This is a genomic window from Anatilimnocola aquadivae, assembly GCF_049819085.1.
Lineage (GTDB): Bacteria > Planctomycetota > Planctomycetia > Pirellulales > Pirellulaceae > Anatilimnocola.
Genome location: NZ_CP187419.1, coordinates 76,797 through 96,888 on the forward strand (window position 1 = coordinate 76,797; position 20,092 = coordinate 96,888).

17 protein-coding genes are annotated in these 20,092 nt (G+C 59.6%); 4 read left to right on the forward strand and 13 right to left on the reverse strand.

The window, feature by feature from the left end; all coding sequences use genetic code 11:
* Nucleotides 1–10 precede the first annotated feature (10 nt).
* The 8 genes from NA78x_RS00275 to NA78x_RS00310 all read right to left on the reverse strand — a co-directional run bounded on the left by NA78x_RS00275 (nt 11) and on the right by NA78x_RS00310 (nt 9,296).
* A complete protein-coding gene (locus tag NA78x_RS00275) occupies nt 11–1,585 on the reverse strand; it encodes a general secretion pathway protein GspK (RefSeq protein ID WP_425616409.1) in 1,575 nt (524 codons plus the stop codon).
* Entirely contained in the window at nt 1,575–3,047 is a 1,473-nt protein-coding gene (locus NA78x_RS00280; protein WP_425616410.1) for a hypothetical protein, read from the reverse strand. The genes NA78x_RS00275 and NA78x_RS00280 overlap by 11 nt, the downstream gene beginning before the upstream one ends.
* A gap of 70 nt (nt 3,048–3,117) precedes the next feature.
* Complete coding sequence (locus NA78x_RS00285; RefSeq protein WP_425616411.1) at nt 3,118–3,936, reverse strand: prepilin-type N-terminal cleavage/methylation domain-containing protein; 819 nt, start codon at nt 3,934–3,936, stop codon at nt 3,118–3,120.
* Nucleotides 3,933–4,613, reverse strand: coding sequence for a pilus assembly FimT family protein (locus NA78x_RS00290; protein ID WP_425616412.1), 681 nt, complete (start codon nt 4,611–4,613; stop codon nt 3,933–3,935). The genes NA78x_RS00285 and NA78x_RS00290 overlap by 4 nt, the downstream gene beginning before the upstream one ends.
* Nucleotides 4,614–4,626: 13 nt before the next feature.
* Nucleotides 4,627–5,049, reverse strand: a complete 423-nt coding sequence (gene gspG / locus NA78x_RS00295; protein WP_425616413.1) for a type II secretion system major pseudopilin GspG — start codon at nt 5,047–5,049, stop codon at nt 4,627–4,629.
* A gap of 114 nt (nt 5,050–5,163) precedes the next feature.
* Nucleotides 5,164–6,366 (reverse strand): type II secretion system F family protein, encoded by a 1,203-nt coding sequence (locus NA78x_RS00300; RefSeq protein WP_425616414.1) that lies wholly within the window; start codon nt 6,364–6,366, stop codon nt 5,164–5,166.
* A gap of 162 nt (nt 6,367–6,528) precedes the next feature.
* A complete protein-coding gene (locus NA78x_RS00305; protein ID WP_425616415.1) occupies nt 6,529–8,268 on the reverse strand; it encodes a GspE/PulE family protein in 1,740 nt (579 codons plus the stop codon).
* 311 nt (nt 8,269–8,579) lie between these two features.
* Nucleotides 8,580–9,296 (reverse strand): hypothetical protein, encoded by a 717-nt coding sequence (locus NA78x_RS00310; protein WP_425616416.1) that lies wholly within the window; start codon nt 9,294–9,296, stop codon nt 8,580–8,582.
* Nucleotides 9,297–9,587: 291 nt separating this feature from the next.
* Between NA78x_RS00310 and NA78x_RS00315 the strand changes: the two genes are divergently transcribed.
* A complete protein-coding gene (locus NA78x_RS00315) occupies nt 9,588–11,663 on the forward strand; it encodes a sigma 54-interacting transcriptional regulator (RefSeq protein ID WP_425616417.1) in 2,076 nt (691 codons plus the stop codon).
* Nucleotides 11,664–11,706: 43 nt separating this feature from the next.
* A complete protein-coding gene (locus NA78x_RS00320; protein ID WP_425616418.1) occupies nt 11,707–12,084 on the forward strand; it encodes a hypothetical protein in 378 nt (125 codons plus the stop codon).
* 86 nt (nt 12,085–12,170) lie between these two features.
* On the opposite strand, the gene NA78x_RS00325 is transcribed toward NA78x_RS00320, so the two are convergent.
* A complete protein-coding gene (locus NA78x_RS00325) occupies nt 12,171–12,863 on the reverse strand; it encodes a zinc metallopeptidase (RefSeq protein WP_425616419.1) in 693 nt (230 codons plus the stop codon).
* 120 nt (nt 12,864–12,983) lie between these two features.
* On the reverse strand, nt 12,984–13,481 hold the full coding sequence (locus NA78x_RS00330) for a hypothetical protein (protein WP_425616420.1): 498 nt from the start codon (nt 13,479–13,481) through the stop codon (nt 12,984–12,986).
* A 164-nt stretch (nt 13,482–13,645) separates the two neighbouring features.
* Between NA78x_RS00330 and NA78x_RS00335 the strand changes: the two genes are divergently transcribed.
* Both NA78x_RS00335 and NA78x_RS00340 read left to right on the forward strand, forming a co-directional pair.
* Complete coding sequence (locus tag NA78x_RS00335) at nt 13,646–14,335, forward strand: response regulator transcription factor (protein WP_425616421.1); 690 nt, start codon at nt 13,646–13,648, stop codon at nt 14,333–14,335.
* A 1-nt stretch (nt 14,336) separates the two neighbouring features.
* On the forward strand, nt 14,337–15,779 hold the full coding sequence (locus NA78x_RS00340) for a sensor histidine kinase (protein WP_425616422.1): 1,443 nt from the start codon (nt 14,337–14,339) through the stop codon (nt 15,777–15,779).
* Nucleotides 15,780–16,554: 775 nt separating this feature from the next.
* On the opposite strand, the gene hemP is transcribed toward NA78x_RS00340, so the two are convergent.
* The 3 genes from hemP to NA78x_RS00355 form a co-directional block, all read right to left on the reverse strand.
* Nucleotides 16,555–16,761: a hemin uptake protein HemP gene (hemP, locus tag NA78x_RS00345; protein WP_425616423.1), complete on the reverse strand. Its 207-nt coding sequence runs from the start codon at nt 16,759–16,761 to the stop codon at nt 16,555–16,557.
* A 54-nt stretch (nt 16,762–16,815) separates the two neighbouring features.
* Entirely contained in the window at nt 16,816–18,159 is a 1,344-nt protein-coding gene (locus tag NA78x_RS00350) for a PQQ-binding-like beta-propeller repeat protein (RefSeq protein WP_425616424.1), read from the reverse strand.
* A gap of 135 nt (nt 18,160–18,294) precedes the next feature.
* Nucleotides 18,295–19,947 carry a DUF3386 family protein gene (locus NA78x_RS00355; RefSeq protein WP_425616425.1) on the reverse strand — a complete coding sequence of 551 codons (1,653 nt, stop codon included), beginning with the start codon at nt 19,945–19,947 and terminating at the stop codon, nt 18,295–18,297.
* Nucleotides 19,948–20,092 lie beyond the last annotated feature (145 nt).

A 20,092-nucleotide genomic window follows, 5' to 3' on the forward strand; every position in this document is an offset into this window, starting at 1 on the left:
GGAGAGGGGTTTAGGGTGTTGTCGTTGCGCCGGGCAGCATCATGCCACCCGAGCCACCTTCCAAGAAATCGACGCCGAGTGTCTCGACGGCGTATCCACGCCCCAGATGACTCAGGTCTCTCCAGAATAATACGCGTGCCGGCGCGGAGGAAGCATCGAAAATGACCTCCTTGCGCGACGAGGCTTCGCCGCTTTGGTAATAGCCGACGACTTGCGCCCGATAAACGTCACCGCCGGCGCAAACGAACGGCATGAGCGTGCGCATTTCGGCGAGCGTGACAATTCCCTCGGCCATGATCCACGTCTCGTGCCGCTTGTTGGCATCGTCGGCGGCTGCCTCGTAAGATCGCCGCGAGAGGATCTCGGTGATGATATCGTCGGTCATGCCGGGGATACCGCGCAGGATGTGAGCCGGTGCCTGATTGATGTTGATGCGGCCGGGGATGGTCGTCGCCGGGTTAATGGTGCAGGTGTCCATCAGCTTGGGGAGCCACAGGCCCATCCCACCGGCGAGACCGCTGGTGAATGGTGAAGCAATGACCTGCGACTCGCCAGCATTAGTCACGCGAATGCGCGCGTCGCATAGGTCGAGCAACTGAGTAAGTGGCACTCGCACGGGCTTGGTGAGGTCGGGGGCGGGCAAGTTGCTGGCTGGCATGCTGGCGGTGCCCGCAGCCGTGTTTGGACCATTTTGCCGATAGGCAATGATGAAATTCACCCACTCCTGAGGCAGGCCAGCGTTGTTCAGATTTTCGTAGAGCAGATTGACGTCGTTACCGTTGAGATAGACGCGGGCATCACCCGTTTCCTGCACGTTGTTTTCGAGGCTATGCAGCGTGAAGTAGGCCGACCATCCTCGTTCTGAACCTGGGTCTCCGCTGCCCGTTTCGTGTGGATCGATCGTGCCGTTGCGATTCGTGTCGGCACCTAGCAGCAACTCGGGCGTCACCCCGCGGACGAGCAACAATTCTTCGACGGTATCGAGCGGACCATTCTTCGGGCGATAGGCTGGATTCAGGCCCGAGTAGTGATCGACTTCCGCGCCGAGGGGCCGTTGTTCATCATCGGGATCGATCCAATCGAGAATGGCATCCGCGGCGTCTTCGGTCATGCCGGGCAAGCCCATCAGCAGTTGTTTCGCAGCACCCTCTTGCTGGGCATCAAGCACCAGCAGCGTGTTCAAGTTCAACCGAGTCGACTCGTCTTCGAGCCCATAGCGGAGGCCGGCGAGCGTGCCGTCATCGCTTAGGTTGGGCGAGAGAATCGCCACGCTGGCTCGCTCTTTGGGATCGTTTTCGGGAACGATGGTGAGGCCTTTAAAGCGAGTGGGGTTATCGAAAACACCGCCTGCTTCAAGCCGTGCAGATTTGCTTTGCGAAAGGAACAGACGAGTTGCTTCCATGCCCGACTCGACGAGGAACCGGGTTTGAATTTGCCGGCCCGTGAGTTGTGCGGACTCTTGATGGGTCAGCATCAAGTCGGTGAACGAATAGGCACCGAGCGCGAGGAACATGATCACGATGAGGACGATGATCAGCACCATGCCACGCCGGGCATGCTTGGCAAGCGAAGACTTAGCGACCACGGCCACCTCCGCCCATGCCGCCGAAGCCACCTCCGGCTCCACCCATGCCGCCGCCGAATCCACCGCCGGCAGCGCCGCCAAAACCACCACCCATACCGCCTTGACCTTGCCCACCACCACGAGGTCCACCTTGGCCACCGCCCGGACCTCCGCCACCTTGGCCCGGGAAGCCACCCCCGCCCTGTCCACCACCTTGGCCGCCGTTGCCTCCACGGCCGCCACCATCACCACCTCGACCGCCGCCTTGTCCACCACCAGCCTGACCACCGCCACCTTGGCCTGGGAAGCCACCGCCGGCTCCACCCATGCCACCAGCGCCTGCTTCCGCAGCATCGCCGGAGGTATCCAGCGCGCCAGTTTGGGACAGGGCCGTGTCTTCGGTCGATTCCTGCGGCTTCTCGTCGATCGACGTAGCTGTGGGCAGGTTCACCGTGAGTGTATAGACGCGTTCGTTGGTTTCAGTCTCGTCGTCAGTGGTTGCGAGAGCAGCCAATGGATTAAGCGCGGTGCCGGCGTTTGCTTCGCCCGTCGGTTGCATGACCAGGGTGATTTCGATGGCGACGGGAAGACCCTTCATCGCCACTGAGTCCCAGTCACTGGTCCAGGTAGCACCATCGAAATACATGAACGACAACCCGACCACTTCCGCAGCCAGCATTTCGGTTTCGCCCAGTGAAGAACTGCTGTTGCCATTCTCGGCAGCCCAGTTCGATACCGCGCGGTCGAGAACGCGGCGCATCAGGCCCTTGCCGCGAGCTTCCAATCCCGAGATGCCCGCGCTGACTGGCAGGCCGTTCTCTGAGTTGAGGAAGTAAGAAACGGTCTTCATATCGCTGGGGATATCGACAACTCCTTGCAACGCGTCGCTCGACATCTCCGCCTGGTACTGATCAATTCGCGGCAATCGGCTGACATCGAGTTGCAGTTCTGAGCCGCTGCCATACAGGCCAACCACACTGCCAGTGGAGCCTTCGCCGTACGTGGAAGTTGCTTCTTGCGTTTGGGGGTCCACATTCAGGTTCTGACCGCCCATCGAGTTCTGGGTGCCGCCACCTGTGCCGCCGGTTCCACTTCCTGTACCGCCACCACCGCCAGTGTTGCCATCACCACCTTGGCCACCCGTCGAACCTTGCCCGCCACTTCCTTGAGCACCCGCGCCACCCTGACCGCCGGTTTGGCCACCAGCCAGGCCACTCATCGCGCCCATGGCCGAGCCGCTAAGCATCGAGCTGGCATTTTGCGAATTGCCGGCGACCGTTTCGAGACCCTTGAGATCTGGGGGCATGTGCTGAACAGCCGCCCGAATGTCATCGGCGATGTGACGAAGCACGGCGCGAGCCAGTTGCTTCTCTTCCACATCCATTCGGCGCGTGTCGAACATGCGATAGTTGAGGTCGATCGCCATCGCAATCAGCCCCATGATGACTGTCGTCAGGCTGAGCGCGAGGATCAGTTCGAGCAACGTGACGCCGCGAGAGGCGCACGAGGGCCTAGAAGCACGGGGCGAGGAATGTGCGAATGATATGTTTGAATTAGCGGCCACCGAAGCCTCCTGGTGCACCACCGGCGCCACCACCACCGAAACCACCTCCTCCAAATCCGCCGCCACCCCCACCTCGTGTTCCACCACCGCCGCCGCCACCGCGCGGACCACCATTACCACCTCCGCCACGCGGGCCGCCGTTGCCGCCGCGAGGTCCACCACCATTGCCACCGGGTCCATTGCCATCAGAGTCGTTACCGCCCGGGCCGTTTCCGCCGCCGGGACCATTTCCACCTGGGCCATTGCCCCCATTATTTCCACCACCGTTGTTTCCGCCGCCAGGCCCGCCTCCGCCTCCGCCGGCACCAGGACCACCGCCACCAGCACCGAGGCCGCTCGCGGCTGGTTGCGTCGTACCAGCCTGACCCTGATTGGCGTCAGCTCCAGCTGATTTCTTCTCTTCAGCTTCGAGACGAACGGCTGCTTCCACTTCGGGATCGATGATCCAACGAGTGAGGCTGTAGATTACGGGGCGCGTGTTGAACTGGCGGTCTTGCTCGACCGTGACCAGCACGGCAAGCAAACCCTGTTGATCGATTTGCTGGCTGTCGATCGAGTAGAGCCATTCGGCGTCGTCATCGAGCGGCTGTTGATAGATGACATCGGGCAGCATAATGCCGCTGGAGATCTCCGCCATCTTGCTTTCGCACAGCATCTGGGCGGTGGCTGCATCGCGGGCGTTGGCCGCAGAGACAGAGCCGATGCGAATCAGCTGACCGAGGGCAGCGAGTGCTCCGCCGAGCAGCGCCAGCGCGAGCATGACTTCCAACAGCGAAAGACCGCGAGGGATATAGCGAGGCTTGCTCATGGCTGCACCCCGCCAGGCGTGATTGCGGCTTGCAGATCTTCGAGTTGAGTTTGTTCGCCAACGGCGCTCGTGCCAGTCAAGCCGCGCAGCTGAACGCGAATCGCAGCCTGCTTTTCGTTGGCCACAATTACGTACGAATCGGTGGCTGAACCGTCGGGATAGAACAAAATGGGGCGCGACCATTGGCCTTCGGTGGTGTTGTTGTTCTGCATGAAGTCTTCGACTTCATAGGCCCGAGCTTCGAACTTCGCATCGCCACCCGCGAAGGTAACGCCTTCAGGAAGTTCTTTGGTTTCGGTGTCGTCCACGACATCGGTCACTTGAGCCCCGAACCCCGCGACGCTTTCGCCCGGGTTCGTTTCGGTGGCTTCATCGGCGGCCAGCCAAGGCTGAATCGAGAACTTGTTGCCGGCCAGCTCGTAGCGGAAGACCTGAATACGACCAGTCTTCATCGCCTTGACGTGCGCCCGAGCCCATTCGACGCGCATCGTTTCGGCGGCGCTCTTCAGCCGCTGAACTCGCAACGAGCCCAGCATCGCGGGCATGGCGATGGCCCCTGCCACCACCAAAATGACCAGGACGGCCATGATTTCCATCAGCGAGAACGCACCGCGAGCCCGGCGACCCAAGTTAGGTCGCCCGCAGCAGACAGCGAGGTTCAAGCTGCCGATGGGCATCGTTCACCGAACATTAGAGATTGATATCGTCGTCGGTCTGAGGCTGGCGATCGGGACCACTGCTGAAAATGTGGAACGATTCGTCGTTGATCATTTCGTACTGATAGGGTTGATCCCAAGGATCGGAGGGCAGCTGCTTGCCCAGGTAAGGACCCTGCCACTTGGCCTGGTTCGGAATGTCTTGCGGCAGGGAAACCAAAGCTTCGATATCCGAGGGGACGGTGCCGATGTGCAGCTGATACTGCGTGATGGCGGCATCGAAAATCTGTAGTTGCGACTTGGCGGCGTCGATGTAGGCAGTCCGCTGCATGCGAATGACCGAGACGGTGACGATCGAGCCCAAAATGACAAGGATCGCCAGCACCAGCAACACTTCCATCAGCGTAAAACCGCGACGGCGAGAACGACGTGTAATTTTTGCCTTCAGGGAACGCATAACTCCATCCTTCAATAAAAACCGGATACCTACCTATTCAACCCTAGTCAGCCCTGGCGGTCTCGCCCGGGGCCGCAAATAGACGGCAAATTCCGCACACAAAGGTGCAGCTGTTTACAGAGTGCTACTCATCTTGATGATCGGGACCAGCAAAGCAATCACGACGAGCAAAATTACGCCCGCCAAAACCACCAGCATGAGGGGCTCTAGCAGCCTAACCAGCAGGTCTAGCTGGCGGGAAGTTCGCTTTTCCAGGCTGTCCGCCAGGTCGACCAAAACCTTGTCCAGTGAGTTCGATTCTTCAGCCACGGCGATCATCTCTACCACCATTTTAGGGAAGTGACCACTCGCGGCCAATGGCTGGGCAAGAGTAGCACCCGACGAGATGTTTTCGGAGGCCGCAGCGATTGCTTTGGATAGGACGCGGTTACCGGCGGCATCGCGGCTGATTTCAAGAGCCTTGAGGATCGGCACGCCGTTGTGCAGCAGTGTGCCGAGCACCCGGCAAAACCGAGCCACGGCGAACGCCTGGAAAATGCTGCCGGCAACTGGGATTTTGAGTTTGAGCCGGTCGCTTAACTGGCGACCCTCTTCGGTTTGCAGGCGAAAATGGATGATGACCCAGGCAATGGCACCCGCGACCAGCACCAGCCAGCCGTAACTGCGCGAGAAATTGCTCAGGTTCAGCAGGGCGTCGGTCATCCAGGGCAGTTCGCCTCGTTCGCGCAGGCGGTCGAACATCACCGCAAACTTGGGGACGAAGAAGACAATCAGGCCGACAACCACAATCGTACCAACGCTGCCCAGAATTGCCGGATAGGCGATGGCGCTGACGGTGCGCCCCTTCATTTCTTCCTGCAACTCCGTGAACGACGCCACACGCTCGAGGGCGTCTTCCAGGAAGCCGCCTTCCTGCCCAGCACGGACCATATTGATGGCCATTTCGCTGAACGCTTTCGGAAAGCGCTGCATGACGTCGGCCATCGAGGCCCCGTCTTCCACCTTGTGATGGACCTCGGCCAGGATTGACTTCAGGTTCTTGTTCGAGGTTTGATCGCGGAGCACGGCCAGCGAACGCAACAGCGGCACACCGCTCCGCAGCAGCGCGGCCATTTGGTTGTACGTGGTGGCCATGATGTTGCCACTTACACGCAGGTTTGCTCCCGGTGCCAGATAGCCTTTGGCCACGGCCACATTGAGCGGAAACAGCGTCTTGCCAGCCAGGAGCGAGATCGCTTCGCGTTCCGACTGCGCAGGGATCACGCCGGTCACTTTTTGGCCGGTCATGGTGCGGGCGGTATAGGCGAAGTCAGGCATGGGGGAGTGGGCTGGAGTTAGGGGCTGGAATTAGAGTCTAGGGATTGGAGGTTAGTCGTTGCGGGTTCGTTCCATCCTAATCACGCGGCAAGGAGTGGGTGGCTCAGTTTGCGGCAGTTCGGATTGCGGCAGTTCGGCAGGCGAAAGACGCAGGAGTGGCCACTAGTGCCCGGCACCTTCTCTCTTAATGAGCATGCTAAAATCGGATTTGGCGTTACGAACGACTTCTTCGACCGTCGACACGCCAGCGAGAACCTTGCGCCAGCCATCTTGCCGCAGGGTCATCATGCCGTCCTTGATGGCCGCTTCGACGATCTTCCAACTACTCACGCGGTCGTGAGCCAGCTGGCGAATATCGTTGGTCGTGATCAGCAATTCATAAATGCCGAGTCGGCCGCGATAGCCGGTTTGACGGCATTCGCGGCAACCACCAGGCAGATAGATCTGAGCACCGGGCAGTTTCTCCCACGGGAAGTCGGCCGGAGCATCGTCGGTGCCAAGAGTGACCGGTTTCTTGCAGTGTACGCACAGCCGACGCAACAACCGCTGAGCCATCACTGCTTCGACCGTGCTGGCTACAAGGAACGGTTCGACGCCCATATCGACGAGCCGCGTATAAGCGCTGGCGGCGTCGTTGGTGTGCAAGGTACTGAACACCAAGTGACCAGTGAGCGAGGCTTGAATCGCGTTTTCAGCCGTTTCAAGATCGCGAATTTCGCCGACAAGGACAATGTCCGGGTCGTGACGCAAGATCGAGCGAAGCGAGTGACCGAACGTGAGGCCGATCTTTTGATGGACCTGAATCTGGTTGATACCTTCGAGCTGATATTCGACCGGGTCTTCGGTAGTGATGATCTTCACGTCGGGCGTGTTGATCTCAATTAACGAGCTATACAGCGTGGTCGTTTTGCCAGAACCGGTGGGGCCCGTGACCAGAATGATGCCGTGGGGCATATCGATCATGCGGCGATACGACTCGTAGGTGTCCTGCTCCATACCGATCTGGCGGAGATCGAATTTCATCGAGCCCTTGTCGAGCACGCGCATGACCAGGCCTTCGCCGTGAATCATGGGGATGATTGACAAACGAATGTCGATTTCGCGACCTTGCACCTTCAGCTTCATGCGGCCGTCTTGCGGCAATCGCTTTTCGGCGATGTTGAGCCGAGCCATGATCTTCAGACGGCTGATGATGGCCGATTGAAAGCGGTTGATCTCGGGCGGCACCGGTTGTGTTTGCAGCATGCCGTCGATGCGGTACCGAATCACCACGCCCGAAGGTTGCGATTCGACATGGACGTCGCTCGCTCGCGATTCGATGGCTTCCAGCAAGATTTCGTTCACTAGGCGAACGACCGAAGCCTCCTGGGCCATTTCTGAAAGTTCGCTGCCGTCGGTTTCGATCTCGCCGACGAGTTCAATGCCGTCTTCTTCGTCCTTGACTGCTTGCGCGACGAGGCCGTCAACCGTTTCGCTACCGACACCTAAGTGTCGCTTGATCAGCTTGGCGATTTCTACGCGCGAAGCGAGGACGGGCATCACCGAGAAACCCGTGGCAGCCGAGACTTCGTCGAGCGGATAGAGATCGAACGGATTGCTCGTGGCGACCAGCAGTTGCCCATGATCGTGGCGGATCGGAAACAGCGTCTGGCGGTGGATGAGACGTTGCGGGAAACTCTTTAGCAGCGAGAGATCGACGTCGGTCGAGGTGAGGTCGATGAAGTCGATTCCCACTTCGTCGCCGACGGCGCGCAGAGCGGCTTCTTCGGTGACAAAGCCAGCCTGGACAGCTGATTCGATCAGGCGAATACCATCGCCGTGACCGTTGGCCTGCTGGCGGGTCTGGTTCAGTTGCCGCTGATCGATCAAACCGCGGCGGAGGAGAATTTCACCGGCTTCCATCGTGACCTGAATCTTGCCTGCAAGGAGGAGGGACAGAAATGCGGAACACGCTCAGGGAGCAGGAGTGAGGAAGGTGCGGGTGGCAGGCGGGCAGACTTCCATCATAAACGGCGAAGGCGTTAAACCCAAGCTGAATCACTGGTTCTCGTAAGAACTTACCCGGCAAAAACCTGCTGAGTTTTGATAAAAAAGCCGGTTCGGGGCTGGCGATGCTAGCCAACCCGAAACCGGTGCGTGGAGACGCTTTGGTGTGGACCTGAGCCCACGATGTTCGATCGTCGCGAGAAGGGAAATTCACGCGAAACTTAGCGTTAGTCGCCGTCTGCTGGGCGAGCCAAAGGAGCAGTCCGGCCACCTCGACCACCTTGGCCGCCAGGACCACCGCCACCTGGGCCACCAAACTGTTGCGGGCTGAACTCAAACTTCGGGCCGGTCAGCTTGTCGAGCTTGGCCCGTTGATCGGCTGTCAGCACGCTGAGGATCTCGGCGCGAGCTTCGTCACGCAACTTGGCGAGCTTCTTGTCGAGGTCGGCTTGAACGGCTTCGGCCTTTTTGCGGAGCTCCTCCTTTTGGGCATCGGTGATGCCCAAGTCGGTGGCCAGCGTATCGCTGATGCCACCGGGGCTACGGCTGAAGCGAGCCGAGCTTTGCACCATCAGCTGCTTCAGGCGTTCGCGTTGCTGAGGCAACAGCACGGCGTCCACTTCCTTCTGAGCGCTCGTGCGCAGTTCTTCGAACTTGGTTCGGCGCTCGTCATCCGACATCTCGCGGAAGTTACGGAACGCGTCGCGCATGCTGTCTTGAATCTTGGTCGCAACTTCGGCCAGTTGCTTCTCTTGGTCGGGAACAATATTGAGTTCGGCCTTCACCTTTTCATCTTGCAGCAGTTGGGTAGCGCCACCGCCACCAAAACCGCCGCCCCCACCACCAGGACCACCGCGGCCGCCGCCTGGTTGTCCAAAGGCTACTTGCGCCGCGACAACAAGCGTCAATGCGCACACTGCTACTGCCCACATGCGAGACTTCATCACTTACCACTCCCGAAAGGGTTCTGAGAAGGATTCGAAAAAGAGTGCAGCTTCCCATTGGAAGCGCAACCGTATAATTGCGTTCTTGTTCCTAATTCATCAAACCCCGAAGTACTCCAACGGTGTCGCGAATGCGGTAACCCGCAGTAAAGTTCGTGCTAGCAGCCGCTCAAAGGTGGTCGCTCGGCAGAATCTGCTTGCATCCAGTAGTCGCGGCAAGTTAACGTAACATCTGATGGCCGTTGCAGTTCTTTTCTCTCCGCACGTCCGTTCTCGTCATCTATTCTGCCGATGCTCGCTTATCTGGTGATCCGTGAAGGGTCGAAGTGGACCGACGTTTTTCGTCTGGTTCCCGGTCGCACTGTAACCATCGGGCGGGCCGGAACGAACCAGATTGTCATCAAAGATGAGCGTTGCAGCCGGAACCACGTCGAAGTCTTCTTGAATCGGGGTGAATGGACCCTGCGCGACCTCGACAGCCGGAACGGCACCTTTATCAATGGCAAACAGGTGCGGGGTGACAATGTTTTATCCGCCGGCGACATTGTCCGAATCGCCAACTGCCAACTGGGTTACGTTCACGACCTGACGCATGCCTTTCCCGACCCCGATCACGCGAGTGTGTTGGCGGTGCCGCCGCAACTGGGAGACGAGACCGTCCTCGGTGCCCCATTGATCGCCGATACTGGCGAAGTCTTCGATGCCGAAGGGGCCAGCATTCACGAGGCGAACGAGCCTACACACATCACGCATCGACGAAACCAAACTCGCTACCTGCGACCGGGCCCAGCGGCCGACTTGCCCATTCCCCGGGTTGGACAAGCAGCGGCCAAGCTCTGCCGCCTGGCCTTCGAACTCGCCAGTCAGCCCGATATTCCCTCGGTCGCTCACTTGGCTCTGACGGGACTATTCGAAGGGACTCACGTCGATGCCGGCGCGGTCCTGCTCGTGCCGCGTGGTTACGAAGGGATGCCGAACCCCACCGACTTGCAAGTGGTGGCTTCCCGTACCGATCGGGAACCCGTCTATCACCGCCCCTCGAGTTTTCTCTCTTCCACCGTGCTGCGCGATGGCGAAGCTGTCCTCGCGCGGAACATCGAGGGGGACAGTCAACTCGGCCTGCGCGACAGTAAGGGTGATTTTCACGCGACGAGTGTGATGTGCGCACCCATTCGCCAGGATAAGCGCGTGATCGGGCTGATTCACTTGTACTCGACCGAAGATCATCGGGTTCCCGATCCGGACGATCTCGAATTCACGCTGGCCGTTGCCGAGAACATGGCGCTCGCCCTGCGCAATTTGCAGCGGCAACAAGAGCTGGCCGAGAATCTGCATCAAACTCGCAACGAAATTGTGCAGTTAAGAAAGCAACTGGGCGCTGAGAGCGAACTGGTTGGTAGCAGCCTGGTGCTCAATAGTGTGCAGCAACAGATTTCGCGGGCCGCGCCCAGTCGCGCGACGGTGCTGATTCGCGGCGAGAGTGGCGTCGGCAAAGAACTGGTTGCGCGGGCGATGCACTATGCCAGTCCACGCAAGAAGGGGCCGTTCGTCTGCTTGAATTGCGCCGCACTTTCCGAGTCGTTGCTCGAAAGTGAACTGTTCGGGCACGAACGGGGCGCCTTCACGGGCGCGACGGAACGGAAGATTGGCAAGTTCGAAGCGGCTCATTCCGGCACCCTGATGCTGGACGAAATTGGCGAAATGAGCCCGCAAATTCAAGCCAAATTTCTGCGCGTGTTGGAAGGTCATCCTTTCGAACGTGTCGGCGGCGCTCAACCGATCAAGACCGACGTTCGCACCATCGCGGCGACAAATCGCGATCTGGAACGAGCCGTTGCCGATGGTACGTTTCGCCGCGACTTGTACTTTCGTCTGCGCGTGGTCGAGATCTATGTTCCGCCGCTGCGCAAACGGCCCGAAGATATTCTCGAACTGGCTGCCCACTTTCTCGACAAGTTCAATGCCGAAACCGGTCGCAAGCTGCAAGGATTTACGCCCGAAGCGACCGAGCACATGCAAAACTATCGCTGGCCGGGCAATGTGCGAGAGTTGAAGAACGTCATCGAGCGCGCGGTGGTTCTCTCACGCAGCGATTTGATTGAAGTGGAAGACCTCAATCTCTCCAGCTTGGGAACCAGTACGACGGACTCGAACGAAATGCCGGCAGTCAAGGCGATGTTCGAACCACTCTCCTTGGAAGATATCGAGAAGCGACACATCCTCGCGACGCTGACTGCGACCAACTGGAACAAGAGCCGCACGGCTTCGATCTTGGGTGTCGAGCGCTCGACCCTCGATCGCAAAATCAAACGCTACGAATTACGACCGCCGACCTCTGCTCGAGGAGACTGGTTGGTGGCCGAATAGGAGTTGGAGATCCGAACCTTTCTTCAAGAGCGAGGGTGAACTCATGTTGCAATCACTTCCTCATCTGCAAGAGTCGGACGAACGTCCGCTGGAGGCGCTACTGGCGCAGTTTCAGCACGGTAACCCAGACGACTACTATCTCGCGGTGTCTGATGGTTCCTGGGACGCAAACGAGCAAACTTCGTTCGCTGAGGTTTACGCCGAGTATCAGCGATTCTTCGCACAGGCAGCCGCTCGGCTGACGCAGATTCTGGGCGAGCCTGCCTATCGTGGCCATCACGACGATGCGGCATTTCCCGAGTGGGCCCACGGCAACGAAGTGGTCGTCTGGTCCGACCACAACCATTCGTTGTGGCTGCGAATCGAACACGAAGATCGCGAGTGCCCGATCCTCGTCGTCCTAGCGCCGACCCCCGAGTGAGACGAATTGAAAGAGAGCCCCGCGCAGCCAGCAAGGGCCAATCCCAGGATGGAAGGTCTTCCATCCTGGGATTGAATCGCTATCGCTTAGCCGCGCGAGCGTTCGCCGCCGGAGTAACGCATGATGTAGTAGGCCAGTGTGAGGACCGATTGCAACGTACCAGCCACGTAAGTGAGCGCCGCGGCATTGAGCACGTTGTTCACCGGGCCCATATCGTTCGGGTGTACCACGCCTTCGCTCACAAGCAGCCGCTTGGCCCGCGTGCTGGCGTTGAACTCCACCGGCAGGTTGATCAGTTGGAAGAACACCATGCCGCTGAACAGCACGATGCCCGCCAGCAGCAACAGCGGAAAGCTGAAGATCACACCGAGCAACATCAACATCGCACCCGCATTGCTGCCGAAGCCAGCCACCGGCACGGCGATGTTACGAATCACCAGCGGCACATAGCCAACGGCATCCTGAATGGCATGCCCGGCTTCGTGCGCGGCGATTCCCACTGCCGTGAGTGTGCGGCCATGAAAGACGTCGCTACTCAACCGCAAAACTTTATCGCGCGGGTCGTAATGGTCGCTCATATGTCCCGGGACCGGTTCGATTTGCACTTGGTGCAAACCGGCACCATCCAGAATATGCCGCGCGGCAGCGAAACCGGTCATGCCGGTGCTGAATTGTTGACCCTTGGCATAGGCCGAACTGACCCACATCTGGGCCAGAAACGCGAGGCCAATGGCAGGCAAAGTCCACAGCAGTAATTCAATTTGAGTAAAACCAAACATCGCTTACCTTCTCATCCGCAAATTGGGTTTAATCCCACCTGCCGAATCGACAGCACAGGTGAATAGCCCCCTAATAAGCAATTCGCATGCCATGGGGCCGCTGCCTGTTTATCGGCAGTTTCACAGCCGTAACTGCTTCCAAGCTGGTGCCAGCACTACCAGTTGTTCGTCCGCGGCGGTCGTTTCTCGGGCAGCCTGGAGCGCTTGCGGCAAATCCCCTTCGTAGCGAATCAGCTCCCAGCCCCAGCTTTGACTGTGCAGGGCCAGATCGCCGGCCGACGTCGTCCCCAGCAGGGAGCGGGCGGGAGTCGTGACAATCAGCCGATAGCCGCGCGGGGCGAATTCGTCGCGGCGAATCAGCGACGGCAAGTGCACCGGCTGCCGATCGTCGAGCACCAGTACGACGGTGGTAACTGCCGGCCGCTCAATCTGCTCCAGTTGCTGCCGCAGTTCGATCAGCGACCGATAGCCAAGCTGTTCTTCCTGGGCGATGCGTCCGCTGCTGGCTCCTCGGGAACGCGCGCTTGGTGTCGCGATAGCGGCAGGTTCATTGCCGACACTCATGGTCACAGGATTAAGCCAGCAATAATCGCGGACAATTTGCAATAAGTTGGTCATCGATCAGACTCCGATTCAAGGGGAAGCAAACCACACGACCAACTGTAGCGCCCTCACGTAAAGCCAAGCTGAAGCGAAGATAAAATCGGCTTCATCTTCGCCAGTTCGTGCGACATCTGGCGTAAGCTTGTCTGAAGTTAATACCTCGCGAAGTAACCCCCTCCATGACTGCCCGCATCCTGATCGTCGAAGATGAGCCCCGCATCGCCGACTTCCTCGTGCGCGGACTCGGCGAAGAAGGTTATGCGGTGGAACACGCGGCCGATGGTCGCGCGGGCGCACTCGCCCTGTCGCTCGGCCCGTGGGACTTGGTGCTGCTCGATTGGTGGCTCCCCGGCGAAGATGGCATCGCCTTGCTGCGTCGCTTTCGCCAGCAGAACCGCACGACGCCCGTGCTGTTTCTTTCCGCCCGCGATGCCATCGCCCAGCGCGTCGAGGGGCTTGATGCCGGCGCCGACGATTACCTGACCAAACCCTTTGCCTTCGAAGAGTTGCTCGCGCGTGTTCGTGCCTTATTGCGGCGACCCAGTCAATCGACGCCGCTGACGATGGAGTATGCGGGTGTGACCGTCGACCTGGCGAGTCAGAAGGCTTATCGGGACGGGCAACTCCTGGAACTCACCAGCAAAGAGTTTCAATTGCTGACGTTTCTGCTGCGACACCCGGGAACGATTCTCTCGCGCACGCGCATCTTCGATGCCGTCTGGGGCGATCAGTACGATGGGCTCTCGAACACCCTGGAAGTTCACGTGAAAGAGCTTCGTCGCAAGCTGGAGCAACACGGCCCGCGGATCATTCAAACGCATCGCGGCCGCGGCTATGCCCTCGATGCCAACTCCTCCGACGAGGGCTGACATGTCACTCGTCAATCGCGTTTCCGCCTTCTTCCTGCTCGCCCTCGCGCTGATCCTGGCGGGCTATTCGGCCGTCTTCTACGCGCTTGTGAGCCAGCAATTACACGAACAGTTCGACCAGCAATTGCATGGCGCATTGCACATGCTGGCGGCTGCCATCGAGGTGGAAATTGACGACGTCAAGTTCGAGCCTTCCGATCACACGATCCATCTGGGGAGCGAGGATGGCCTCGAAGACATTCGCTGGGCCATCTTCGACGAAGCAGGCCTCTTGGTAGCGAAGTCGGAGAACTTGAAAGGCGTCGACCAGACGGATCGGCACTTGCTCGAGTATGGCAAGCGACTGCAGCAAGACGATCACGATTCGCGCGACCTGGGTGATTGGCGCGTCCTGCAACAACGCCTCGTCGCTGTCCAGCCCAAGCCCAAAAGCGAACGCGATCCGCTGGAGCGCGGCGAGCTTGTCGTCACCGTGGGACGTTCACCGACAGACTTGAACGCGAATCTACAGATGATTGGTTTGCAAGTGACGCTGTTGCCACTCGCAGCCTGGCTGATCGCTGCAATCATTGGCCGCCTGTTCGTCTCCGCCGCACTTCGTCCGGTAACGACGATGGCCAGCGATGCGCGCGCGATGAGCACCGCAGCCACCAGCGGCGGCTTGATCGCCAGCGAGCGATTGCCTGTGGCTGACACGCGCGACGAACTGGCCGACCTGGGCCTTGCCTTCAATACTCTGCTCGATCAGATGTTCGCGGCCCTGGCCCAACAGCAACGCTTTACCGGTGATGCCGCGCATCAACTTCGTACGCCGCTGGCCGCCCTGCGCGGACAGATTGAAGTGGCCCTGCGGCGACCACGCTCACCCGAGGAGCATGCTCAGACGTTGCAGGTTTTGCTGGAACAAACCGTCGAGTTGCAGCAGATTGTCGAAGGGCTCTTGTTTCTCGCCCGCGCTGAGGGACAAGCGGCACTACCTGAGACCGAAACGATCCATCTGCAGCATTGGTTACCCGAGTTCCTCCGCCGCTGGCAAGACCATCCGCGCTTTGCCGACCTGCGGCTGGAAACCATACCTGTGGCTTCCGTTGTTGCTCCGGCTGGCCTGTTGGGGCAACTGGTCGAGAACCTGATCAGCAACGCGCTGAAATACAGTCCGGCAAACTCGCCGATTGAAATTGAGGTGCGGGTACGAGAAGCCGAGCGAGTCATTCTCAGCGTGCAAGATCGTGGCGCGGGCGTCCCCGCTAACGAACGGACAGCGATCTTCGAACCCTTCTATCGCAGCCCGGCTGCTCGTCAGTCGGGCATCTCCGGCACCGGTCTCGGCCTGGCCATTGCCGCCCGCATCGCCAAAGCCCTGCGCGGGGAATTGACCTGCGAACCGGTCGATGGCCCGGGTAGTTGCTTCGTCCTCGATCTGCCGGCACATCCGGCCGATTGAGACCGTTGATCGGCCCCAAACGGCTGCTGATTTTCTTGAGCGCGGCAATGGACCTTGTCGTTTGACTTTCGCATTTGACAAAGAATCGCGGGTCGCACAGATTCCAATTTGTGTCTGTTTTTGCTGTTCGAAAGTCCCACGGGCGAGGAGGTTGGAATGTGAGTCGGCTCGTAGCCCAGCTATCACTTAAAGTTAGGCTGCCGTTTCTGGTTAACCCACGCGTTTGCGCGGGCGATCTGCGAATTGACTGAATTGGCAAGTGGAGCGGCCGCAAGCGGCTCGGTTGACCAGGAGAAGCGCAGCCTGCCCGACTACGGCTCGTGCTGAGCTGCGCTAGCGGTGCGCGCACTGGATGGAGCGTCCCAAGAATGGGTCGTGTGGCTGAGGATCGGCACTGGAGAGAAGCCGCTGGGGAGGTTGCGCGCTTGGTGCGGCTCTTGTTTCTTATTCCACGTTAGAAAGATTGCGGAAGAGTGGTTGCCCTAAAGAGTTGGCGATGGTCTTGGCGAGAGGTAGTTGCGACCCCCTCGGATTGGGACTGTTCAAGGGTGTTGAGATGGTTATCAAACGGTTATCAAGAAAACGGGCAATAACGGCTGATAACTGACGGAAGAGATTGGCCGGCAAGGGCTTAGGGCGAGAATGAAATCGAGAAAAAGTAGCTAAAAAGTTATCAAAAGGATAACCTGGAGAGAATCGAGAAGTGGCAAAATGAATGGCAAGACGAAGGGAAAAGTGATCGCCGTAGAGGTTGGCCCACGAAAGAGAGCGCAGCTTACTTATAGAGAATCAATTTGCCCTGCTTGGTGCAGCGGAGGCGATAGGTTTGGCCGCGATGCACGATGAGTGCTTCGGCATCGTCGCCGAGCAGGTCGTTCGATTGCCAGATGCGGCGGTGCTCTTCCAGCGGCAACTGCGAAGCTGGTGGCGCGGCCTGCGGTTCTTTGGGTTCCGCAGGGGGCGACGGTTGATCGGTCGACATAACAGACTCTCGCGTCAGGCGACGCAGCAAGGAAGATGGGGCAGGAATCATGGGTTAGTTCGCAGGCTGTGAATTTCGCAGGCAGTAGAGTTTGTCGCCCGTTCGCACGAACAGGCTGCCACTCACGGCCGCCACGCCGTACTGGGTCGGGCCCGAAAACGTGGCGGCTGCCTTCCGACGTTCTTCGGTCTCTTCAGCGGCGGCTTTCGCGGGGTCGGCTTTGAGCTTGGCAGGATCCCAAAGTTGATTCTCGGCGAGTACTTCGAATTTCGGACCGGTTTTCAGCACACTGGTGATGCCATCCTTACCAAAGAAATAGACCCGGTCGCCGACGCCCACAGGGGTCGCCCAGCAGGATTGCTTGAGGCGTTCGGTGTAGCGGGTTTCGCCGGTCGCGGCATCAAGGCAAAAGACCACGCCCTGCGTGTTCACCCAGTAAGCATGGCCGGCATAGACCACGGGCGAGTTAAACGTCGGGGTAGCTTCGGTGGTTCGCCACAGCACCTTGGGTTGCGGCTTGCCATCGACCACTTCGATGGTCATGGCAAAGTTGCTTTGCTTGGGATCGACGCCCGGCGTCGCCTTGGCTTCGCGGCTGGACGAGGCACCCACGAGAAAGGAACCAGCGGCAAAGGGGGCCGGGGTCGACTTGTTGTTGCCACCGACTTCGTCAAACGTCCAGAGCAGCTTGCCGGTAGCCGCATCGTAGCCATCGACGGTTCCCGCCGAGCTGCACACCACATGCGGCTTGCCAGCAACATCGACGAGCGACGGCGAACTCCAACTGGTGCGCGAGGTGCGATCGGTTTTCCACTTGGTTTTGCCATCAGCCTTGCTGAGCGCGATGAGGTAGGACGGACCTTCGTCATCGACCAGGATCACGATCGCTTCATCGGTCATGACGGGCGAAGCAGCGAGACCGAACTTGTTTTTGAACTTGCCGAACTCAGCCGAAAGACTCTTGCGCCACTGCTCGGTGCCGGTTGTGGTCAGGGCGACGACATCACCACTTTCGAAGAACGCAAAGACGTGTTTGCCATCGATCACCGGCGTCGGAGCAGCCCGGCTGACATACAAGCTGTTCTTCACTTTGTCCGACGAGTCGAACGAATGCTTCCACTGAATCTTGCCGTCGCTCAGGTTGAGGGCCAGCACATGACAAATGTCTTTGTCGGGCCCTTCGACCGCGGTGACGAACACCTGGTCGCCCCAAATGACCGGGCTCGATTGTCCAAAGCCGGGAAGGTCGGCTTGCCAGGCGATGTTCTTGTCCGGCGACCAGGACAGAGGCAACGAATCGGTCTTCACTGCCGAAGCGCCTTGACCGAGAAACGCGGGCCACGATGGCTGGCTATCGGCAGCGGCGAGGGATAGGAGGAGGCAGAGAGTTGGGAGCATAGGAGGTTGAGGGTCGGAGGACGGGAGTCGGGAGTCAGGACGAGGGTGGCTGAGTTGATTCGAGGGGCAGGCCCCTCACCCCGACCCTCTCCCCGGAGTACCGAGGAGAGGGAGGAAGAGAAAGGCGAAGACGAACTATTTGGCGCCGGGGATCAGAGGACGGACGGTTTCAGTTTCGAGGACCTTGCCGCCGCGAGTGGTGCCGGCAACAGCGACGACGCCGCCGTCGTCGGCGATTACCAGGCGATGAAAGAAGCGAGGATGTTTCAACTCACCAGCTTTTGCCCAAGTTTTGCCGTCGTCGGCCAGACGATGAACCGTGCCGTTGCCCGTGGTGGCAAACAGGCCGTGATCAGCGCCGAAGGCCGAAGGTCCGAAGGTCTCCATGCCCTTGCCTGGAAGTGCGGGACCTTCCGACCAGGTTTTGGTGGCCGGATCGTAGACCGAAACGGCTCCGGTCATTTCGTTGCTGTCGGTCATGCCACCGAGGACGTACAGCTTGCCGCGATAACCGGCGACGGCGAGAGCGCGACGCATGAAGGGCGGCTTGCCGGTTTCTTTCCACTCGGGCTGGGCTTGCGAGAGGTCGCAAACGAGAGCCGTCTCGTGCCACGAGCCGTCACCTTCGCCGGTCAGTTCCCAACCACCGACAACGTACAGGTGATCGCCAATCACGGCGGCGTCGTGGCTGGAACGTCCGGTGGGAAGGGGAGCCAGATCGGTCCACTTGCCACTCTTGGGATCAAAGCGAGCGAAGTCCTTGCTGGAGTGCAGCACCCACTTATCACCGTTGGCGTTCTTCGATTCCCATCCACCGATGCGATAGATCTGCCCCTTGTGCGAAACCAGCGCGAGGCCGGTGCGTTTTGGTCCGCTGCCGACTTCTTCCCACTCGGTGGGCTTGGCGAGATTGACGCGGAGCATCTTGCCCGTTTGTTGATCGGCCGAGTAATCGTGAGCGGCACCCATGTGGCCGCCGTAGAGATAAAGGTGGCCATCGGCGATGGCAGCGCCGGCGCTAGTGACGCCGGTCTTGAGCGGCGGCAACTTGTCGCTGGTGAGTGGAGTGGCGGCGGTGGTCGACACGGGAACTTCTCCGAGCAGCTTGTGGTTGCTGAAGGTGATTTCTTCGACCGTGCGGCTGCCGTCGTTTTTGTTGATGGCGGCGAGAATGCGAACCGGCAGATCGATGCCCTGGATTCGCTTCCATTCCTGCTGAACCTGGCGGGCAGTGACGATGGCGTTGGTCTTGGTGTTCCAAGTCGTCACGCTGAAGCTGCGGGGCAAGTGTTTGCCTTCGGGAGTGCGCGAGACTTCGCCGATGCTGATGACCAGGTGGTTGTCGCCATGAAAGCGATGCACTTCGGTGAGGACGTCGTCTTTCACTCGCCATTGGCTGTGATCGCTGGCGTCCTTCGATTTCATCAAGCGGCCGAAGGGGTGCTTGGTGTCTTGATCGGCGAACTCGATGTTCGTGGCACCATCGTCGGTCGACAGGCGGTGACCAATGATCGACGACAAGGACCGCTGAGCCCAATCGAGGCCGTCGGGCTGTTGCAGCTTGAGTTCTGTCTTGCCATCGGCAGTGACAGAAAGAGTTCCTGTGGAAGCATGGCCAGCAGACGAGACCACGACGTCGGCGGTGAAGCCGGGAAACTTGGTCCACGTGGCGCGACCGTGGTGAGCGCGGTCCATCATGTCTTGCGCGGGGTCGGCTGCCGCTGCTAAGACACTGGCGACGATCAGACCGAGCACGGCAGGCGCGATCGAGCGATTGAGTACGAGCATGAACCATCTCCAAAAGTTAGGCGAGCAGACTGGATCGAGATCAGCAGAGTCCGAGATCCGGCAGAGCAAATCTCCGTCCACTGGATAGGGGCACACCGAAAGGGGACCGCGTGAGCGGTGACGTGCGGGCGACGCTGGCTGCCAA

What these genes read in the sequence shown, in the direction of transcription:
- gspG (WP_425616413.1), bottom strand. Translation starts at nt 5,049, where the DNA reads ATGCGTTCCCTGAAGGCAAAAATTACACGTCGTTCTCGCCGTCGCGGT.
- NA78x_RS00315 (WP_425616417.1), top strand. Translation starts at nt 9,588, where the DNA reads ATGCTCGCTTATCTGGTGATCCGTGAAGGGTCGAAGTGGACCGACGTT.
- NA78x_RS00310 (WP_425616416.1), bottom strand. Translation starts at nt 9,296, where the DNA reads ATGAAGTCTCGCATGTGGGCAGTAGCAGTGTGCGCATTGACGCTTGTT.
- NA78x_RS00305 (WP_425616415.1), bottom strand. Translation starts at nt 8,268, where the DNA reads ATGGAAGCCGGTGAAATTCTCCTCCGCCGCGGTTTGATCGATCAGCGG.
- hemP (WP_425616423.1), bottom strand. Translation starts at nt 16,761, where the DNA reads ATGTCGACCGATCAACCGTCGCCCCCTGCGGAACCCAAAGAACCGCAG.
- NA78x_RS00300 (WP_425616414.1), bottom strand. Translation starts at nt 6,366, where the DNA reads ATGCCTGACTTCGCCTATACCGCCCGCACCATGACCGGCCAAAAAGTG.
- NA78x_RS00340 (WP_425616422.1), top strand. Translation starts at nt 14,337, where the DNA reads ATGTCACTCGTCAATCGCGTTTCCGCCTTCTTCCTGCTCGCCCTCGCG.
- NA78x_RS00285 (WP_425616411.1), bottom strand. Translation starts at nt 3,936, where the DNA reads ATGAGCAAGCCTCGCTATATCCCTCGCGGTCTTTCGCTGTTGGAAGTC.
- NA78x_RS00330 (WP_425616420.1), bottom strand. Translation starts at nt 13,481, where the DNA reads ATGACCAACTTATTGCAAATTGTCCGCGATTATTGCTGGCTTAATCCT.
- NA78x_RS00325 (WP_425616419.1), bottom strand. Translation starts at nt 12,863, where the DNA reads ATGTTTGGTTTTACTCAAATTGAATTACTGCTGTGGACTTTGCCTGCC.
- NA78x_RS00350 (WP_425616424.1), bottom strand. Translation starts at nt 18,159, where the DNA reads ATGCTCCCAACTCTCTGCCTCCTCCTATCCCTCGCCGCTGCCGATAGC.
- NA78x_RS00320 (WP_425616418.1), top strand. Translation starts at nt 11,707, where the DNA reads ATGTTGCAATCACTTCCTCATCTGCAAGAGTCGGACGAACGTCCGCTG.
- NA78x_RS00335 (WP_425616421.1), top strand. Translation starts at nt 13,646, where the DNA reads ATGACTGCCCGCATCCTGATCGTCGAAGATGAGCCCCGCATCGCCGAC.
- NA78x_RS00355 (WP_425616425.1), bottom strand. Translation starts at nt 19,947, where the DNA reads ATGCTCGTACTCAATCGCTCGATCGCGCCTGCCGTGCTCGGTCTGATC.
- NA78x_RS00290 (WP_425616412.1), bottom strand. Translation starts at nt 4,613, where the DNA reads ATGCCCATCGGCAGCTTGAACCTCGCTGTCTGCTGCGGGCGACCTAAC.